This window comes from Akkermansiaceae bacterium (assembly GCA_024233115.1).
Taxonomy (GTDB): Bacteria; Verrucomicrobiota; Verrucomicrobiia; order Verrucomicrobiales; family Akkermansiaceae; genus Oceaniferula.
Genome location: JACKQB010000001.1, coordinates 916,364 through 935,774, shown reverse-complemented (window position 1 = coordinate 935,774; position 19,411 = coordinate 916,364). Strand labels below are relative to the sequence as shown.

Sequence of the window (19,411 nt, the reverse complement as noted above, 5' to 3'; positions counted from 1 at the left end):
AATCATGCGTCTGCCTGAAAAGAAACGTCCCGGCAAACCGGTCCTAGCCAGCGACTGGAACCTGCTGCTTGATGCCATCGCGGCCAGAACACCGCGCCCGGCGCCGGGCATGGAGCTGGTTCTCAGTTCTGGTGGTTTCATCTACCGGGTCAGGCCACAGGCTGGTTTCGGTTCATCGTCACAATGCACCCCGCTTGAAATATTACCAAGCAGACCGTCCTATATCGCTGCTCCTCCAACTCCACCCGCCGAGGGAATCAAGCGCTACTATATTGAATGGGGAACGGTGAACGACATCGTTGCGGAGAACTGGGACGACCACTTCGACCTTTCTTCGACGACCTACTTCTTTGCCGATATCTCTCTGGCCGCGAGCGATCAACTAAAGGTAGCGAGTTGGGAGATTGTCACCGGTTCCTCCTGGGACTCGCATCAGACAGCAGACTGGCCAGTGGGCAGCCCACGTCCCGCTTCAATGGTGATTTTGCTCGGACATGTCTACGTGGATGGAGATGGGAGACACCACATCTCGCCGAACGGAGGTGGCTCAATTCAGCTCACCGAACACATCACATCGATTCAGCCGGGAGGTAGCGGCGGTGAAGTCCAAATCGGCAAGCAGTTGTCCTACAATCGACTCAGTTACTAATGACTTTTTACTCCACAGATCTGGTTCCGGGGTCGTATAGAATTTTGCTCAAGCAGGCAATTTTCCGGATTCCGTTGACTCCCTTTTTCAGTAGGGCCGCAAGTTCAGCCGACCTGCGCACACGGGGTTTTCACGGCGACTATTTTTATCAGCAGTTCAAGTCGAGCGGCCCCTTTGTTGATCCGGAGGACAAGGAGATATTCTGCGGCACAGACGCCTACCGGGTATTCACTTCCGTGGACCTCGATTCCGAGGCAAACGATCCGTGGAACGGATCAAGAACGCGGGATTACGTTTTCGATACCACTAACAACCAAGTGAAGGTCGAAACCATTGAGGTCGGTCGACCGACCATAGGCAACATCTGGCCAAACTCTCCAACTACCGCAACGCAAGGCAGCACAGACCATGAACCTCCAGATCATGTTGAGATCACGCTTTCAGAGCCAATCGAAAAGGCATGGCTGGAAGGCAAACTGGGGGAATGGTTGTCTCAATCCGAAGATTTTCGCGAAGCGACTGGCGGAGGCATGGGAATGTATTCCTACATCGGCCAGGGAGCGACCAAAAGCGAGAGTGACGGCTACCTTGCGACGGTTGGTGGCGGTCATGTGCTTGCCTTGCCGACCACTTTCGGAGGAACCCCCTATGGAATGACAGGCGACGAGGGAGAGTATTGGAACGGCAACTTCTCGGCATGGATGCAAAAAGTTTGGCGCAAGAATGAGCCAATTGTCCACCGGGAGGTATCGGAAAATTACTATCCTGACATCAACATGCGGGTTGGCCCCAACATTTACCGTCAGGGTTATGCGGAGGTGGAGCTATCCGAGCCCGTATCCGGCTGGCGGGACGACTTCGGCGTATTCAACGAGGGCGAAGAACTGGAGGACGCTCCCCTGAGCGCTGCCTCAGGTTGGGACATCGACAACCTTCTCAACTACATCGGTGACGGCAAGGGACATGAACTGACTCTCGTCAGTCGCACAGGCCATCAATACCGGGTGACCATTGAGGCAGGCTCCGAAGAATGGAGCGGAGAGCAACCCCAATGGTCCACCTACTCGACACACGTGCTAACGACAAATGCCCAGACCTTGAAGGTGAGCTACGAATTCCCGGACCCGGGACAGTGGGCGAACCTCCGCGTGGTCAGGATTGAAAAGTTAGTGCATAACGAATGGAAAACGGTTTCCGACTTGAACGAAGGGCAATGGCCCGGCAACCGGATCGGAACCACCCCTTGTGGCAATTTTCTCCTTCTCGGTCTCATTCGAAAACGCAGTGGCATAAAATGGGGATTCCCGGAATTTGATTCACCGTGGACATCGCGATACCGCAAAAAAACATCCAGGATGCACTTGAGTCCCGGCACGGTCGAACTCGACAGCGGTACTTGCGGTGGAGATCTCAGCGGCAGCTACGACTGTGAGTGGATTGAGGAGTTCGATCCAGACACCGGACTACAACAGCCACGCAATGTTACCCAGTGGTCGGCAGTTATAAATGGCACCGATTGGACACCCGAAGAGCCTCCCTACTCAGCATTCGTTCCCGGCGGCTCAAAAGTGGTCGACACGACCACCCGAGAGCGGTGGGAGGGCGAGCATACGTGGCAAGGCAGGTTCGTTGTCGCCTTTGACGGGCCAGACAACAATGGAAAGATCTTATCTCAATCTGTGATGAAGATGGGTGTGACATTCTCGGATGACAGAAACCGGACGGCTGAAACTTCGCTCGATCCTCCGACATCCGGCTCCACACTATTCTTCGGAGGTTATCGACTGACCTATCTATGAGAACCGGTTGACAGCTCAACGGGTGCGTGAGGCTCTACGTCGATTTGGAAACTCTGCAACTAATCGAGGGTCCGGGATTCCGAAATCCGGTCACTTCCTTGCGCTTTAAGCGCGGTGACGCGGCGAGGCTTGATGTGACCTTCTTGACCAATGGCACGACGGCAACCGAAATCGGCGACCCCTCAATCCTTGAGATGCGCTTTGGGGCGAAACCCAGAGGCCGGTATGACGTCAGCTATCTCGTTCACAGTTCCGTATGGACGTTGCCTGAAGTTGGCGCTGAAAACCCATTCTATCAAAGTTCGCCCAGTTTCAACACGGTGGAACTTGATTCTGCGATGCAGGTCGGTTCTGCGGCCGGCTCTGAACTCTCAGAAATCACGCTCATGGGCGAAATCACCTGGCGCGAAGGCGAGGCAGAGCCGACCTCAACCCGCACCTTTCTGGTTGTGGTCGAGAACGACGTGAATCGCGGTACTGAGGGCGTGCCCACTGACTCTGAACCATCCTACCCACTGCCTGGTGCGATCGAACTGATTGCTCACAAAGGGGTCGCTGACGGTTATCCATCGCTTGATTCAGAGGCGCGAATCCCGGTTGCACAGCTTCCGCTCAGCGCCGAGCTGACGATCCGTAAAGGAGTGGCCGATGGATACGCCGAACTTGACGGTCAAGGTTTGATTCCCACCTTACGACTCCCCTTTGGCGATGGAATCCAACTGACCAACCACGGCGTTGCCATAGGCCAGCTTGCCAACGGATACGGCACGGCTGCAATCGTTGGTGCCCTTGCATCCGGAGCAGGTGTCTCGATCGGATATGGGGCCGCCAGTCACGGAAAGGCGGTTGCGGTTGGTGAATACGCTGCGGCATGGCCTCATGGAGTGGCGATCGGATACGGGGCGAGAACCGAGGGCACACATTGCATCGCCATTGGCAGCGACGCGGTCACAGGCGACCCGCTTCACGGCACAGGACGCCTTGAGATCGCTCCCAATGGAAGCTCCGGACCGCGCCTGAGTGCACACGTATGGGCAGGCTACAACGTCTTCCAGTTCTCTGTCACAGATCTTCACGGCGGGGCTCCTACCGCCTCACAAGGTGGTGCGGTGTTCAACCACACGCCTGGAACCCTGCCGCCGGGCATGATGATGTTCGGCTACTCGTCCGGCGTGCTGTCGGTGTTCCTCAACGACTACGGCACCCTGCGCACCGCAACCCTTCCGCTATCATGAACCCAGTCGCCGTCATCACCGCACGCGCCGGAAGCAAGCGGCTTCCCGGAAAGAACATGCTGCCGGTAAACGGCCGTCCGCTGGCCGAATGGTCAATCCACCATGCGCTCGAAGCAGGTCTGGAAACAATCGTTACCACCGACATCCCAGAACTCCTTCAGATCGCCCGGACACTTGGGTGCCATGCGGTCGAACGTCCGGCTGAACTAGCCACCGACGAATGTTCTCATGCCGAAACGATCCGGCACGCACTCGAAGCGGCGGGACACTCCGAACATCCATGCATCCTGCTCCAGCCGACCAGTCCGTTCCGGGAAGACCGAATCATCGAACGATGTCTGAAGGCGGCCGAGGCGCATCCAAACTCTACGATCCTCAGCACCCGGGACGTTCACCGCTTTGTCGTCGGCGGAGAAAACACCGGAACCGAAACGCTATGGGATGGCTGTGTGGCAGTCTATCCTTCCCGCAAGGTTGGAGACTACTCGGAGGTTATCGCCGTCCCTAACATCCTTCTCAACTCGCTTCAAATCGATGCCGAGGACGACTATGTGCAAGCCTGCGTGCTCGCCTCCAGCACCATCACGGCCCCTAATCCGGTGGCAGAAGCGGATGCGGCTACCTGCATGGCCGCCCTGCGCAACGCTGGCATACACGGCGAAGTCACGCTCGTCGCTCGCTCGGATGGACAACCAATCCCACAGGACCGTCCCGTTGTCTGGATCAACCATTGCCACGGATGGGACCGGGGCCGCGCGGATGTCCTCTTCCTCATCGCCAACCCGCACATGCAACAAACCGGTATCGCCCCCGCGACGCGTGAAGTAGCTACCAAGGCACGACTCGTCATCGTCCGCGACAATGGGACCGGCGACTGGCTGCGATCCCAACTCCCCGTGATCTGCGGCAAGCACGTCGAAATCCGTCGGGTGACCGAACCCCTGAGCAATCACCTGACCACAGGTGCCATCGCCTCGAATCTTCTCCACCGCACTGGGTGCCGGGTGACGCGGGTCGGCTTCAGTCCGCCTGCGGTGCGTGCAGCTTCTTCCCGCAACCAGTTCAATCACCCCGGCGTCTCGCGTGAGATCGCCCTCCTTCAACAATCAGGAACCGACCGAAAACCATGAGCAACCAACCCATTTTCTCCCTACCGAAAGCCACGGACGCACCCGAGCGCAGCATCGAGCGTGAGGCTGCGATCCTGCGATCTGCCGTCCTCTCCGATGCCCGTGAAGGATACCGCAGACTGTGCCAAATCCAGAAGCAGGGGATCAAACGCATCTGGAATCACCCGAGACTCACGCCCCAACAGGCTGTCGACGCCCTCGGGATCGACGCGGCACGCATTTTCCAAGCTCACGGGGCGCTGACGCAGGTGATCGCTGCCGTTGCCGCCCTGGACGAGGTGGAGTCCGACCTCCAACTCCCAACCCACGAGTTCACAATGAACCCCGATGGCACTGTCACAGTTGGAGAAGGTCCATATCAACCTGCGGGTGATTGACACCCCTCACCGAATCATGCGCACACCCATCGATATTGAGTTTCTGTTCCGGGGTATTCTCGGCACCGTGTCCCCGGTGATCGGAGTCATTACGTCCTTTCAAGAGCAAATCGAATGGCACTTACGGATCGCCTCGCTTGTTGTAGGTCTGGCTGTCGGCATCCTGTCGCTCATCGCGATAATCCGAAAGCTAAGACGACGATGATTGAGCGTTGTCCAAGAAACTATCCATCGCGCCTACCAATCCCTTCAAAAAGCGTATCGCCTTATCCAAATCCGGCCGCTTCACTGGATGCGGCGAGTCGTTATCTTTGGCACGATGGACGACATCACCTCGGATGGACAGATAGCGGTTAAGCGCCTTCTTCGCATCCGCTGGCTGAAAGTTATCCCACTTCCACCCCTTCGTCACATCGACATCAAGAAACACTCTGAACAATCGCCTAGTCTTCTCGGTATCAGGGTTATGGAGACGCTTGAGCTCTTCATCAAGTCTGCGACGCATGAAGTTGCCAACGCTGCTGCCATCAAATGCCTGCAAACGGGCGCTCACGTCCTCGTGAAGCCGGTCCTCTACGTAAGTCTCCCATGCCGTCATCGCCATGACGAGACCGGCACGCTTCAGAACCTCGCCATCCTCCGGAGACTTCCGCTCCATTTGGTCAAAGTGAGCGAGGAGCACCTCTGCATCCTGGATCGACTGGGCGAAAAACTCTGCGGCTTGGGACATGTTGATACTGGGAATACTTACCGGGCGGACCCTATTCCAATACAGCAATTGAAGAAAGCACAAACCCTGCTCGGGCACCTTTGTTGACATGACTACCGGGGCGCCATGAAAGCACTCAAGATTCTCAGCTACGTCGGCAAGCTCGCCGGATTCGTTACCGCCCTCAACGCCATCCCCTTCGTCGAACCGGCTGTCGGTGCAGTTATCTTCGCGGCTGCATCGATCCTCAAGGATACCATTAACCGGATTGGAGACATTGCGGACGACGGCAAGGTGAACCAAAGTTTCCGCTAGTGATCGTGAGCCTGCGAGCCACAGCAAGTCCCCGGATGGGTGTATCCATCCGGGATTTTTACGTCTGATAGATCAGGAACGGGAAACCGGTTCCACCTCGTAGTGCTTACGAATAGCGGTGAGTACCGCATCGAAGTCATAGAGGTAGAATCGAGGCCCCATCCGGATAAACGGAATGATCCGTTTCGCTACCCAGTTGTCGATTGTCCGAGTGCTGACGGATAACCGCTTGGCGAGTTCCTTCTTCTTTATCAGGGTTGGTTCTATGTTACTCATAACGCACCGTTGTGACTGTCAACGCATCAAATTTACTTACGTAAGTAGATTCCGACGAATCCGCTCCCGGATACTCCAACAGAGTTCGCTTGGTTCCCAGTCTTCCGGAGGTGTGATTGAGAACCACTCCTTGGCTGCGGCTTCGTCCACGATCTCCCTGTAGTGGCGGAATATCTGCTTCGGCGAGTTGCCCGCCTCCAAAGAAGTTCGGGCGACATCTCCGGTCTCTGCCACCCGATAGCTAATAAACGAGTGTCTGAGGGCGTTCTGACGCCATCCACCGGGGATCTGTGCCTTCACGGCGGTGTCGCTCATCGCCCCGGACGGGTCGGCCATCGTGATGATTGGTCCCGACTCCATTCGCCACGGCGCCAGCCATGTCTTGAGGTTGTCGCTGAGGGGCGCTAATCGTCGGGCAGCCGTCTTCGCTTTTCGGCCAGCAATCTCGATGTAACCGCGATCCCACTTGATGTCTTCCCAATGTAATCGCCTGATCTCTGCCGTTCGGATTCCAGCAAACCCACCTATGGCGATGAGCGGAAGAATCCGGGCATTTGCCTTCATGAGGATCTTCTCCATCTCCTCAGGCGTAAAAATGGCGATCTCCTTGTCCGGCACTTTGAACGACTCGCTCTGCTCGGCGGCCGTCTTCCGGTCGGGGTGGAGGTATCCCTGCTTCTTGGCGAAGCGGAACATGGTCACAATGTTGCGGCGGATCGCGTTGCGGCTTACCGGCCCGAGTCCGTCCAATCCGGACAGGAACCGGTTGATGTCTGTGACGGTGACCTCGTCGATGTTGCCGCTTATATGTCTATTGAACCGCTTGAGATTGAGGTTGCAGTTTCTGACGTATACATCGCTTACACCACTGACACGGCGAGACTCGACGAACTCATCAACCACTTTCTCTACTGTCTTCACAGCGGTCAAGATCGACCGATTGGCCGCGTAGAAGCGGACTGCATCCGAAAGCGCGATCTCATCCCCGGCGGTCTTGCGGGCACTGGCCCATTCGTCCATCGCGGCAGTGAGACTTACACCGAACTGGCTGGCGACTTTCTCGCAGTGGCGGAGCAGTTCCAGGTTTCGCTTGGTCGCTTCAGTCCCACTGGCGAATCCGTTCTCCAACCGGACACTGATCTGCTGGGCAATCAGTCTGGCCTCCTCCATGCAGGCGAGATGTTTGGCCCTTCGCTGTCCGCCCTCCTTCCAGTAGAGCGAGAACATCGGATAGCCATCCTTGCGATTGACGGTGTAGATTTTGACTCTCGCGGGACCTGTTCCGATCTCCACGATACTGTTGCGACGCTTTCGTTTACGGGCCATACGACCCGGTTTTCGTGTCAATTGTGCTGGAATTCTTTCTGGAATTCCTGTCGCAGATTCCCCAGAGGGGGCGTTTGTCTTTGATTTTGAGGCACTTATAGGAGTGCCGTTGACAGATGGCGGACAGGGCGGGATTCGAACCCGCGGAGACATTGCTGCCTCACACGCTTTCCAAGCGTGCGCATTCGACCACTCTGCCACCTGTCCAGTAGATCCTGTGGGGATGCGGGCGGAAGCTAGCGAGCAATTTCTTCGATGGCAAACCTTTTTTCCCAACCTTTTCGCCAGGGCGATCAAGCTCGGGGTTTTTTACCGCGAAATACGCCAAATACGCGAAAAAGAGGATGTTTTCAGGTGCATTTCTACAGACCTTACCGAAACTCTCATTGAGAGTCGCTCTGTGTAAGGTATCAGGATATGAAAATTCTGCGTATTTTGCATATTTCGCGGTCTCATCAAAACTCTCTTTGTTATTTTCTCCCGAGCTTGATCGCCCAGACCTTTTCGCAGGGACACACAAATACTATCTCCTTCCCCGGCTCCAACGGTAGGGGTATATCTCCGCCATGGGAAGATTCAGCTGGCTGGCTTGGTTGATGCAATTGTTGCTTGGTGGCATCGTAGGAGGCATCGTTGCACTGCGATTCACCATGACGTGGCAAGCATACCCGGAGCAATGGTGGCTTTTCCTACTCGGTGCCGCGCTGCTCGCTGGCGGGGCAGCCTCGCTCCTGGGTGATCATTTATGGCTGGGCAGAGGTTTGTTTGACAACCGCATTCCCGAACAGACCGGGCTGTCCCGACAGATCTCATCCTCCCTGATGGTCCTTGGCATCGCAGGGATGATCACCTCATGCTGGCTCATGCTGCGCTAGCTTCGGGGAAGCTGCGTTTATTTCACCAGCACGGCGGGTATGCCTTTGTCATGGTTTTCACCGAGGTGCTTGACTCGAAACCAGGTTTTTTGCGCGCTATCGTAGTGGAAATAGACCGCGGTTTGCTGGTAACCGTCTTCGCACAAAACCGAGACCTGTTTACCTGGATCGACGCGATAGATTTCCGCCGCCGACCACTGGTGCGCCCCTGGACGCGTCTTCTTCCCGGTAGATGCCGCGATATTCTCCTCGTTATCGAGAAATGTCAGCAAGGCTTTTTCCTGATGGGTCAGACGAATGCCGGAGCCGGTAAATTTAACGTGATCCTGGAGGTGAGACACTGATGCACTGCGGGGAGTGACTGCAACCGGCCAGCCTTCAGGTTTGAAAAATTGACTACAGGAGGACAGGCCTGCACACAGGGCGATGGAAAGGATGCAAGGGAGCTTCATGGGGGCGGATAGTAGCGCAGCGAGACCAAGCTTGGCAAGCCTGCTCTCAGATCAGGACTAGGGCTGGTCGGTTTCTTCTTTTTCGATCACCGGCAGGGTGTTGGCCCAGCTATGGAGCGTGCTGGTCGCCCCCAAACCACCAACTTCGGTGAGCAATGACGCACAACGTGTATGCCACCTGGCATAATCCGGTGCCTGGAACTTATCAGCCGTTCCGGGGAATACGACATAGGTGACGGCGAGGTCGCTGACTGGCCGGGAATACGAACTGGCCCGTGCGTTGAGTTGTTTACACATCCGCAACGAAGCTTCACCGACCTTGAAACTGGGGCCGGCATCCCCGACGATGGCAGGATAGATCTTCCCATCGTAAATGACGACCGCGTAGTCGCCGATTCTCGCCGCATACTTGTCGCCTCGCGAGGACAGGATGTTGACGGGCATGACGATAAACGGATCGTAGTCGGCAATGAGGTAGCTCCTCGCCTCCATGTCCTGAATCTCACGTTTGATTTTAACGATCCGCGCACGCAGCCAGCTTTTCCGGTCTGCATTGGTATCCGGATGGGCGATTTCTGTTTCCGCTAGTTTGATCCTGTTTTTCCATCCTGCGATCAGGGGGTTGGGTGTCTTGCCGGTCTTTCTCCAGCCGTAACTGGTCATCGGCTGGTAGTAGCTGGAGTTGACTATATTGTCCGGCATCACCGGCAGCCGGTCGCCATCGGAGCCATCGGAAACCACGTCCATCTCCGCTTGGAGCAACAGCAGCCGCCGGCCTGTCCTTGGGTGCTTCAGGTTCAGGATTGTTTCGCAGTCGTAGAAATTGTGCCGCGTCAGCAACTCGTTGAGGTTGGTTGCGTTTTCTTTCAGCCGCTTCGTTTTGTTTTCGTAGAGCTGGTAGAAAAACCCCGACACCTGGGCCTTGGGCACCATTTCGGCAAGGCCGGGGAGAATACCGGCAAGCTTGGGCGTGTTTTTTTCAAGCTCTGGCAAGGTTGACGCAGCCTTCGGCAGACGCACCTTGAGCTCGTAGTGGGCGGTGTAGCTTTCGTCTTTTTTACGTTCGTCAGAGGCGGCCCCCCCCTTGACCAGGGTGACTTTGGTGGTCAACTTGATGCCTTTTGACAGCTTGCGGATATCCCCCCCTGAGGAAGCTGTATGATCGGTCGGTGGCTTGACGACGGGAGATTCCGGCTTGGGGGGGACAGGCGTGGGTATCGCCGGTGCCGTGGGCTTGCCCCCTGGTTTGCCCGGATTTTTGTCGCTGGTTTTCTCTTGTTGGTCTTTGTCCAGGCTCTTGAGCTTCCGCCATATTTTCCCAGGCAAGGGGCCCTGGGCAATGACGAGCAACCCACATACGAGCACGAAAAACGATACCCGAAGCCAGGGGAAAGAGGCGGCCTTCGAACGACGTGCCTTGACCCCCTCAATCTCGTGCGGGTCGTTTTTTTTCTGGTTCTCTGAACTCTTGGGCATGGAATGGATTATGGTGCAATACGGGCATGATTCAAATGTATTTCAATGCACACTGGATCGCGCGTGTGCCTAAAGCCCAAAAGCCTTGGCAAGGCCGTCAGGCGCGAGCTGTTCGAAGTCGTCCCACTCACGCATGTTCGATGGATATACCGCGGCCTGGAAAAACTCCCCTGCCCTGATCTTCTCAATCGCCGCCTCGGCCCAGCTCAGGGCGTGATCAAGAACAGGCTGGTCAAATCCAACCCATGGGGAAAACGCCACATCGTTGACGGCTCGTGGCAAATTGACATAACCGACCTGGGGCAGGTCATCCGTTTTATAATGCTGCTGCACAAAGGCGGCGTAGAGGGGTAATTGGACATCGGCCCATCTTCGTTCGCTTCCATTTTTACGTTTCGGTGGAAGCAAATCACCAAGCATGGGTCTGTTTTCTGATTCCTTCCATGGCACTTGGTGAGTCTCCTCGGGATTCTTTGCCTTGCCCGATGTTTTGTAATCCCATACGCGCCAGCGTTTGCCATCCTCATGGCGGTCGATGCGGTCGATGGTCATACGCATCGGGTGGCCCGCGATAGACCATGGAAGATTCTCCGGCTCCACGCGAAATTCAGTTGCCACGATGCTCCAGCCCTCCGCCCGGTCAGCCGCCTGGACAGAAGCAAAGGCACGCAAGCGTTCGCGTGCGCTTTCGAGTTGAACCATCAGGGGCAGGTTGATCTGGCTGCCGTGCTGCCGTTTCATGATGTCATCCAGAAGTGTGCTGAAGTAGGCGTTGATTTCTTCAGCCTTCGTGGAATCGACCATACTGGCATCACGGCCAAATGCCTCAACCACGGCATGACAGAGCTTGCCAAACTCCATGGCATTCATTTCGCGTTTACCCGACTCGAATGTCTCCATTTTGACAATATGCTTGAGGAAAAACCGGAACGGGCAGTCGAGGTAATTCCGGATGGCGGAAGGAGACAGAGGTTTTAGTGGCTTGGACGCATAGAGGTTTTCAAATTCAGGCAGCTTTAGCGTCCAGTCACGTTGCCAGGCTCCACCGGTCGATTGGTCCGATTTTGATTCAGCAAAAAGATGTCGCACGATGGCGGCAAGCTCCTGGCCACTCTGCCTCATCAACAGGCGTGCGGGTTTTCGAGCCTCCCCGGCATCGTTGAAGCGTGCGACCACGGCATCGACCCGCCCCCCCCTGGCTCGCGACTTCAGAGCAGCTTGCAAGAGATAGGCATCACGGGCAAACCGGCCATGTGAGTCGCGAAGGCCCAGCTTTTCTCGCAATGAGTCGGGGACAAAAAGATCATCCGCCGAACCATCGGGAACACACTCCTCGTGCATTCCTGCTAGAATCAGGTGAGGCGCCGGGTCATAGGAAATCTCTAACCACCCTTGAAGGTCGAGTACGGTAGCGGCGCGTTCTACGGAGACTCTTGCGGATTGCACACTCTCGGCAAGCATCTCGAAAACATCCTGCGCAGCGGGAGCCTCCCCGATCGTTTCCAAGCGTTCCAAGGCTTCCAGTGCCTCTGCCAAACCCGGTTCGACCGCTGCCGCAACATCAGCATCCGCCGCCGCCAGCCATTGGCTCAGCCAGCCACGGAGAACCTCGGTCAGCTTACCGGAGACCAGTCGGTCAAGATGGGAAATGACCGACTCAAGGACCGGTTTTTCCGCATCAGACGCAAGGAACAGGGCATCGGCTAAAGTCTCGGGGAGATGATTCACATACAAACCATCCATTAACTTCGCAGCCCGGTAACGCTGGGTGCGATCGGGTAAAAACAATTCGGCCCCCGGGAGCCTGACAAGCTCACGGAGTGCCTCAAAGGGCCTGCCCCGCCCAGTCAGCTCACGCATCACCCGTAACAGCGACAGGATACCGGAGTCGGACAGGCTCAGTCCCTCGGGATTATAGAGAGGCCATGATGCATCAGCGAACACCTGGTCGAGAGCCGGAGCAAAGGTGGGGTCGCACAGGGCAAGAGCCACATCGCCTGACGCCGTTTTTTCCTCGCCGAGCACCCTGACACACACACCGGCCGCCTCGGTTGAGGAATCGACGACGTGGAGTCGCTGCTGCCAGTCGGGAATATCGATTGATCGTTTTGCCCACACGCCGGGCAAGGGAACGCCCCATGGATCAAAGGCATCCTTTTCTGATTCAGGCGCATGGATCAATACCGTAACCGGCAGCCCCTTGGCTAACAGACTTTGTAGTGCTCGGGCCGCCAACAATGTGGGATCAGGCACGCAGGCTACAACAATACGCGTCACCCCCGGTGGCACATCGGGTGACTTGGCCTTACCCCGCTTGGCCAGGACCGCGTCACTCAGACCCCATGTCCTGATGTATTGAAGCATCCGGTTTTCAATTTTTTCCAACTCCTCCCAGCGTTCTTTTTCCGGACTGTGAAACTGAGCGTCTTGAAACGAGGCATCACCATCGGCAAGCATGTCACGCAGGGTGACCAATTGCCTCGCCACGGCAAGAGCGGCACTGAAACTTGCGGTAGCACCAGGCTCATGGTTGGGAAACAGATGGGGGAAATCCGCCATATCGAGCTGTCGGATCACCTGCACCCATGCCCAGAGACTTTCTTGTCGAGTTGCCGCATTATCCACTTCAAACAGTCGGCTGGGCGGCACGACATGAGGCGAGAGCACGCCGCAGTCGGCCGAGAGAGCCATGCGGAGACGTCTACCGCTGTTCGAGGTCGGCACAACCACCATGGTGGATGCCAGCTCCTTGCGGTTGCCGTCTGACAACAGCCATTGCGCCACCGCTTCGAGCAGAGGGGTATCCCAGCCGAGAAACTCCCGTATGGGCACTGGCTCCTGCTCGAAATTCAATGACCCCTGTGCGAGCATGGATTACTCCTCTCCTGCGGAATCGTCGCCTGGGCCGGACTCGCTATCTACGCCTGCCTGTGAAGCATCATCCGTTGTTTCTTGTGAGCCGTCGACTTCGATAGCCGAATCACCGTCCATAGCCTCGGGATCTTCATCCGTGTCGGTAACGTCGACCTCATCATCCGGCATCACCTTGGCGATGTCCTGAAGCTTCTCGCCGTCCTTGAGGCTAACAAGTTTAACCCCCTGGGCGGCACGGCCTGTTTCGCGGACCTCGGAACAACGGATACGGATACTCTGCCCGTCACTGGTCATCAACATGAGTTCATCATCCTCCATGACGGACATGGCGCCGATGACCCGACCTGTTTTCTCCGTGACGTTCATGGTTTTCATACCTTTTCCACCACGGCCTTTGGACATGTATTCCTCATAGGCGGTACGTTTGCCGAGGCCATTCTCACTGGCAACCAGGAGCTTGGCATCCGGTGTTACGATGGTCAGCGAGACGAGGTGATCCCCGTCACGGGGTTTGACACCGGCGACGCCGGCAGACGGGCGACCCATCGGACGGATGTTCGTTTCCTTCGTACGCACGCAGTAACCAGCACTTGTAACGAGGCAAATATCATCTTTTCCAGACGTCAGCTTCACCTCGACCAGGGTATTGCCTTCGTCGAGTTTGATCGCGATAATCCCATCCTTGCGGAAATTGCGGAAGTTACTTAATGCGGTTTTCTTGACCTTGCCACTGCGGGTCGCAAAAAGGACATAGCCATTTTCCTCACCAAAGGTGATATCGTCACCATCCTCATTTGTCACACGCTCAAGGCGTAGGGTGGCGGCGATGTTCTCCTCCGGTTGCAGGTTGAGCAGATTCTTGATGCTGCGTCCTTTCGAGGCGCGAGAGCCTTCCGGGATACCGTAGACACGCTCGACGTAGACGCGGCCTGTGTTGGTGAAGAACATGAGGTAATCGTGTGCCTGCGCTGAGAAAAGATGCTCTACAAAATCCTGTTCATCTTCTTCGGTGGCATTGGCATTGCGGGTTTCCATACCCCGGACTCCTTTTCCGCCACGGGCCTGGACACGGTATTCGGCCGACGCTGTCCGTTTGATGTAACCTTTGTTAGACAAGGTGACAATCATACCGTCATTGGCAATCAGGTCCTCAATGGCGATCTCCCCTTCATCGGGAAGAATAGGACAACGGCGCGGGGTGGCGTGTTTTTCCTTAATCTCAAGAAGCTCATCCTTGATGATCGCCAAAACGCGGGCTTCCTTGGCGAGGATATCAAGGAAGTCTTTGATCTCCTCAAGGATACTGTCGTATTCCGTCTTCACTTTATCCTGCTCCATGCCGGTAAGCTGATAGAGACGGAGTTCGAGGATGGCGTTGACCTGGCGGTCGGTGAATACATACTTCTCACCTTGCACACTTGGTTGGGAACGGATCAGGATACCGAGCTGCTCCGCCGTTGTGATGGGGAAGGTGTAGGCCTTGAGTCGCTCCCGGGCTTCATCCCGGTTCTTGGAATCACGGATGATCTTGATGAAATCATCGAGATGGCCCAGCGCCAGGAGGAAGGCTTCCAGGTTCTCGGCCCGGTCTTCGGCTTTTTGCAGTAAAAACCGTGTCCGGCGGATAATCACTTCGCGGCGGTGCTCGATAAAGCAGTCCAGTGCATCCATAATGGACAGCTGCTTGGGACGGCGTTCGTGGATGGCAAGCATGTTGACACCGAAGGATGTCTCCATGGATGTCAGTTTGAAAATCTGGTTCACCACGACCTGTGGTCTAGCATCGCGTTTGAGGGTGATTTCAATGCGTGTCTGGTCATCGGACAAGTCGCGCATACCTGAGATATCCGTGAGGACTTTTTCACGCACCAATTCCGCGATCCGTTGTTGGAGGACGGCGCGGTTCACTCCGTGAGGGACATCCGTGATCGTGATGATCGATGCCCCCGACTCCTTCTCATCGATCTCCATCGTGCCCCGCATCTTGATACTGCCGCGACCGGTGTGGAAATAGCTGTCAATCCCCTTGAAGCCACGGATCTCGCACTTACCGGCAAAATCGGGACCTTTGATATGCTGCTTCAGCTCCTCGATCGTCAATTGGGGATTATCAATACGTGCGCAGACACCATCGATAACCTCCCCCATGTTGTGGGAGGGGATGTTGGTGGCCATACCGACGGCAATACCGGTGCCACCGTTCACCAGGAGATTGGGAATGGCGGCAGGGAGGACACACGGCTCGTTGCGTGTCTCATCGTAAGTCGGCTGGAAATCACAAGTGTCCTTATCGAGATCGGTCATCATCGCCGTGCCCATGTGGGTCAGGCGGGCCTCGGTGTACCGCATCGCCGCCGCTGCATCCCCTTCCACCGAACCAAAGTTTCCCTGGCCGTCGATAAGGGTTTCGCGCATCGTCCATGGCTGGGCCATGTTGACCAAGGTGGTGTAAATCGCACTGTCACCATGGGGGTGGTATTTACCCATGGTGTCACCCACAATACGGGCACTCTTCAGGTGTGGTTTGGTCGGGCTGAGTGAGAGGTCATTGTGCATCGCATACAGGATGCGCCGCTGCGACGGCTTGAGGCCGTCACGCGCATCGGGCAATGCACGGGAAATAATCACCGACATCGAGTAATCCAAGAAGGACTTGGACATTTCGTCGGCTACGTTGATAGGTTTGATGTGGTCGTTAGACATTGGAAAATGGGATAGGTCTTAGGTGCGTAGGGGACGTTTACGACTAAACATCGAGGTTCTGGACGTTGAGCGCATTATCTTCGATGAAGCGTTTCCGGGGTTCCACGATGTCGCCCATGAGGACATCGAACATCTTGTCGGCTTCGATGGCGTTTTCCTCGTCCAGTCGGACCTGGAGAAACTGGCGTTTCTCCGGGTCCATCGTGGTGGCATACAGCTCTTTGGCATTCATTTCCCCAAGCCCCTTGAAGCGCTGGATACGCATACCACGCCGGCCGATTTCGAGAACCCGGTCGAGAATCTCAAACAGGTTAAACACGGGAAGCGCTTCCGCGTTCGCTCCGTCGCCTTCGATCAACTCATACAAGGGGGTATCCTCTGAGAAAAACGGCTCGGTTTGCAGACCGAACTCATTGAGGCGTTTGAGTACTTTGGAAATCGCAGCGGACTCATGCAGTTCCCGTTTGACGGCACGGCGTTGCGCCCCTTGGTATTTCTCCTTATAGGCGGCTTCCTCTTCCTCGCTGAGTTCCTCGTCAAAGAGGCGAAGATCCCGGTTTTCGTGGGCAAAGGCCAGGAACTCCTTCTCGGTATCAAAGTATCTGATCTCCTCCTCGTTGCCTACGCGAATACGCACCATGAACCCCGGCAGATGGCCGTCCTTTTGTTTGGAGAGAATGTCTTTGAAATTCCCTCCGTGGCCTTCAAGCGTGGTGGTAAAGCGGGTGAGCTGAGCGAGCGTATCGAGCACACTCTTGAGAAGATCACGGTCCACTTCATCATCCGTGCCATACTTCCGTAGGCGGACATCTTCGGAGCCAAGGGTGATGAGGATCTTGTTCAGGGCGTCATCGTCAGCTATATACTCCTCACGTTTTTTCCGTGTCACTTTATAAAGCGGCGGCTGGGCGATATAGAGGTAGCCAGCCTTTACCAGGTCCGGCATATGGCGACAGAAAAACGTGAGCAGCAGGGTCCGGATATGGGCACCGTCAATATCGGCATCGGTCATGATCACAACCTTGTGGTAGCGGACTTTTGATAGATCAAAGGCTCCTTCCTGGTCCCCCTCACCAATCCCTGCCCCGATGGCTGTGATCATGGCTTGGATCTCCTTGTTCTGAAGGGCCCTGTGGAGCCTGGCTTTTTCGACGTTAATGACTTTACCCCGAAGAGGCAGGATTGCCTGGTTGATACGGTTTCGGCCCGACTTGGCCGACCCCCCTGCGGAGTCGCCCTCCACAATATAAATTTCAGACTTCGCGGGGTCGCGCTCTGAGCAGTCGGCGAGTTTTCCGGGTAACCCGCCTCCGGAAAGCACCGACTTACGAACCGTCTCGCGAGCCTTGCGTGCTGCTTCACGGGCGCGGGCGGCATTGACCGCTTTGTCGATGATGGTTTTGGCGAGTGCCGGGTTTTGCTCAAAGTATTCTTGCAGCCCCTCATAAACGATGGAACTGACCACGCCTTCGATCTCGGCGTTAACAAGTTTATCCTTGGTTTGTGAGCTGAAACGCGGGTTCGGCATCTTCACACTCAGCACACAGACAATGCCTTCGCGGACGTCATCACCCGACAGGGCGGGGTCTTTGTCTTTAAGGATTTTATTTGCCTTGGCATACTGGTTGATCGACCTTGTTAGAGCACCACGGAAGCCGGTTAGGTGGGTTCCGCCGTCGGCGTTTGGTATGGAGTTGGCAAAACAGAGGATGTTGTCCTGATAGCTGTCATTGTATTGGAAGACAACATCGGCAAAAACGTCGTCTTTCGCAATTTTCCCATCGTAGTCGACCTCGATCTTGCGCTTGCCTTTGATAATGACGGGCTCGGCGTGGACCAATGTCTTGTTTTCCCCGAGCTGGGCAACAAATTCCTCAATCCCCTTGGCGTAGTAGAAGCGTTGTTTTTTAGCACTCTCCGGCCGTTCATCCTCAAGCTCGATGACGAGCCCCGGGTTCAGGAATGCGAGTTCGCGAAGGCGTGTGGAAAGACGGGCAAATTCAAACTCAATGGTATCGGTGAAAATGGTGGCATCCGGGAAGAAGGTGATCTTGGTGCCCGTGTGTTTGGCATCCACCTCCCCGATGACCTCGAGAGGCTTGGTCGTTTTCCCCCGCTCAAAGGTGATGGAGTGGACCTTACCCTCGCGGCTGACCTCGGCTTTAAACCAGTCGGACAAGGCATTGACACACTTGGCACCCACACCGTGGAGGCCGCCGGAGTATTTGTAAGCACCCTGTCCGAATTTACCACCGGCATGCAGACTGGTCAGCACAAGCTCCACGGCTGGAATACCGAATTTGGGGTGCATCTCTACGGGGATGCCACGCCCATCATCCTCGATGGAGGCCGAGCCATCGATATGCAGGCCAATTTTAATGACCTTACAATAGCCGGCGAGGTGTTCATCAATCGAGTTATCGAGCACCTCGAACACGCAGTGGTGCAGACCGCGCACATCAGGGTCCCCGATATACATCCCGGGACGTTTGCGAACGGCATCAAGCCCCTCGAGTTTATCAATTTGTGACGCCCCGTATTCCTGGGCATCAGAGACGTTGGTATCAGCAGATTCGGTATCGCCTGAAGCTGCGTTTTGTGGCTCGTTATCGGGCTCTTGAGAGGTATCGGACATAGACACGCCAAATGTCTTAAATTTCCTTGCCCGAGACAAGTTTCTTTCGCTTTTTTTCGCTGTTTTTTTTGCCGAAATGACACTGGCCGACGGCTGCCCGTCGAATCCCCTCAAAAGCCCCTGAAAAAAGCCTAACTTGCCTGTTTCAGGAAGTAATAGACAGCGAATGCGATCCCGGCGACCACGATCGCAGCCAGAACCATTTTAAAGAATACCTTGAGATCTTTTTGTTCACGGTCCTTCTCGGATAGAGCTGTCGTGGGGTTGACGGATCGTTTGCGCCGGACGTGCTCCCTCACCTGTCCGGCGTCAGGAGCCTGGGACGGATGCGGTGAAGGCTCAAGCACCGTGCCTTGCGAAGATGGTGGCATGGGGCCTGTCGACACACCTCGGGGTTTGATATTAACCGGCGCGGCCTGCTTCTCCACCAAGGATCTGGAAACCTCCAATGGGGGGGCCACAATACGCGCGCCGCACGATGGGCATGGGCCCTCGGTTCCGGCAATGGACCGATCGACAACAAGACGTATCCCGCAGGCGGGACAACCGAATCTAAGCAGGTTTTTTTCTGATGACTGGG

Annotated in this window: 17 protein-coding genes and 1 tRNA gene; 8 read left to right on the top strand and 10 right to left on the bottom strand. The window is 55.9% G+C overall.

Annotated features, from left to right (window positions below; translation table 11 throughout):
* Positions 1-4: 4 nt before the first annotated feature.
* The 6 genes from H7A51_03995 (at position 5) to H7A51_03970 (ending at position 5,395) form a co-directional block, all read left to right on the top strand.
* Positions 5-649: a hypothetical protein gene (locus H7A51_03995; protein MCP5535379.1), complete on the top strand. Its 645-nt coding sequence runs from the start codon at positions 5-7 to the stop codon at positions 647-649.
* The gene (locus tag H7A51_03990) at positions 649-2,448 is read left to right on the top strand and encodes a hypothetical protein (GenBank protein MCP5535378.1); all 1,800 of its coding nucleotides are present in this window, start codon (positions 649-651) and stop codon (positions 2,446-2,448) included. The genes H7A51_03995 and H7A51_03990 overlap by 1 nt, the downstream gene beginning before the upstream one ends.
* Positions 2,449-2,546: 98 nt before the next feature.
* The gene (locus H7A51_03985; protein ID MCP5535377.1) at positions 2,547-3,683 is read left to right on the top strand and encodes a hypothetical protein; all 1,137 of its coding nucleotides are present in this window, start codon (positions 2,547-2,549) and stop codon (positions 3,681-3,683) included.
* On the top strand, positions 3,680-4,813 hold the full coding sequence (locus H7A51_03980) for an NTP transferase domain-containing protein (protein ID MCP5535376.1): 1,134 nt from the start codon (positions 3,680-3,682) through the stop codon (positions 4,811-4,813). Before H7A51_03985 ends, H7A51_03980 begins: the two co-directional genes overlap by 4 nt.
* Positions 4,810-5,190, top strand: coding sequence for a hypothetical protein (locus H7A51_03975; protein ID MCP5535375.1), 381 nt, complete (start codon positions 4,810-4,812; stop codon positions 5,188-5,190). The genes H7A51_03980 and H7A51_03975 overlap by 4 nt, the downstream gene beginning before the upstream one ends.
* 16 nt (positions 5,191-5,206) lie before the next feature.
* The gene (locus H7A51_03970) at positions 5,207-5,395 is read left to right on the top strand and encodes a hypothetical protein (GenBank protein MCP5535374.1); all 189 of its coding nucleotides are present in this window, start codon (positions 5,207-5,209) and stop codon (positions 5,393-5,395) included.
* On the opposite strand, the gene H7A51_03965 is transcribed toward H7A51_03970, so the two are convergent.
* Positions 5,381-5,920, bottom strand: coding sequence for a hypothetical protein (locus H7A51_03965; GenBank protein MCP5535373.1), 540 nt, complete (start codon positions 5,918-5,920; stop codon positions 5,381-5,383). The genes H7A51_03970 and H7A51_03965 overlap by 15 nt on opposite strands.
* A 105-nt stretch (positions 5,921-6,025) precedes the next feature.
* Here H7A51_03965 and H7A51_03960 point away from each other — a divergent pair, with 105 nt between their 5' ends.
* Positions 6,026-6,214: a hypothetical protein gene (locus tag H7A51_03960; GenBank protein ID MCP5535372.1), complete on the top strand. Its 189-nt coding sequence runs from the start codon at positions 6,026-6,028 to the stop codon at positions 6,212-6,214.
* A gap of 72 nt (positions 6,215-6,286) precedes the next feature.
* Here the strand turns inward: H7A51_03960 and H7A51_03955 are convergent, their stop codons facing one another.
* From H7A51_03955 to H7A51_03945, 3 genes are all read right to left on the bottom strand, one after another.
* Positions 6,287-6,490, bottom strand: coding sequence for an excisionase family DNA-binding protein (locus tag H7A51_03955; protein ID MCP5535371.1), 204 nt, complete (start codon positions 6,488-6,490; stop codon positions 6,287-6,289).
* Positions 6,491-6,526: 36 nt separating this feature from the next.
* Positions 6,527-7,816, bottom strand: coding sequence for a tyrosine-type recombinase/integrase (locus H7A51_03950; protein MCP5535370.1), 1,290 nt, complete (start codon positions 7,814-7,816; stop codon positions 6,527-6,529).
* A gap of 117 nt (positions 7,817-7,933) precedes the next feature.
* Positions 7,934-8,023 (bottom strand) — tRNA-Ser (locus H7A51_03945).
* Positions 8,024-8,382: 359 nt separating this feature from the next.
* Between H7A51_03945 and H7A51_03940 the strand changes: the two genes are divergently transcribed.
* Positions 8,383-8,691, top strand: coding sequence for a hypothetical protein (locus H7A51_03940; protein ID MCP5535369.1), 309 nt, complete (start codon positions 8,383-8,385; stop codon positions 8,689-8,691).
* Between the two features lie 17 nt (positions 8,692-8,708).
* Here H7A51_03940 and H7A51_03935 read toward each other — a convergent pair whose 3' ends face one another.
* The 6 genes from H7A51_03935 to H7A51_03910 form a co-directional block, all read right to left on the bottom strand.
* The gene (locus tag H7A51_03935; GenBank protein MCP5535368.1) at positions 8,709-9,143 is read right to left on the bottom strand and encodes a hypothetical protein; all 435 of its coding nucleotides are present in this window, start codon (positions 9,141-9,143) and stop codon (positions 8,709-8,711) included.
* A gap of 57 nt (positions 9,144-9,200) precedes the next feature.
* Positions 9,201-10,619, bottom strand: coding sequence for a hypothetical protein (locus H7A51_03930; GenBank protein ID MCP5535367.1), 1,419 nt, complete (start codon positions 10,617-10,619; stop codon positions 9,201-9,203).
* Between the two features lie 69 nt (positions 10,620-10,688).
* Positions 10,689-13,490: a PD-(D/E)XK nuclease family protein gene (locus tag H7A51_03925; protein ID MCP5535366.1), complete on the bottom strand. Its 2,802-nt coding sequence runs from the start codon at positions 13,488-13,490 to the stop codon at positions 10,689-10,691.
* 3 nt (positions 13,491-13,493) lie between these two features.
* Positions 13,494-16,196, bottom strand: coding sequence for a DNA gyrase subunit A (gene gyrA, locus H7A51_03920; GenBank protein MCP5535365.1), 2,703 nt, complete (start codon positions 16,194-16,196; stop codon positions 13,494-13,496).
* Positions 16,197-16,239: 43 nt separating this feature from the next.
* Positions 16,240-18,831 carry a DNA topoisomerase (ATP-hydrolyzing) subunit B gene (gyrB, locus tag H7A51_03915; protein MCP5535364.1) on the bottom strand — a complete coding sequence of 864 codons (2,592 nt, stop codon included), beginning with the start codon at positions 18,829-18,831 and terminating at the stop codon, positions 16,240-16,242.
* A gap of 131 nt (positions 18,832-18,962) precedes the next feature.
* On the bottom strand, positions 18,963-19,202 hold the full coding sequence (locus H7A51_03910) for a hypothetical protein (protein MCP5535363.1): 240 nt from the start codon (positions 19,200-19,202) through the stop codon (positions 18,963-18,965).
* Positions 19,203-19,411: the final 209 nt, after the last annotated feature.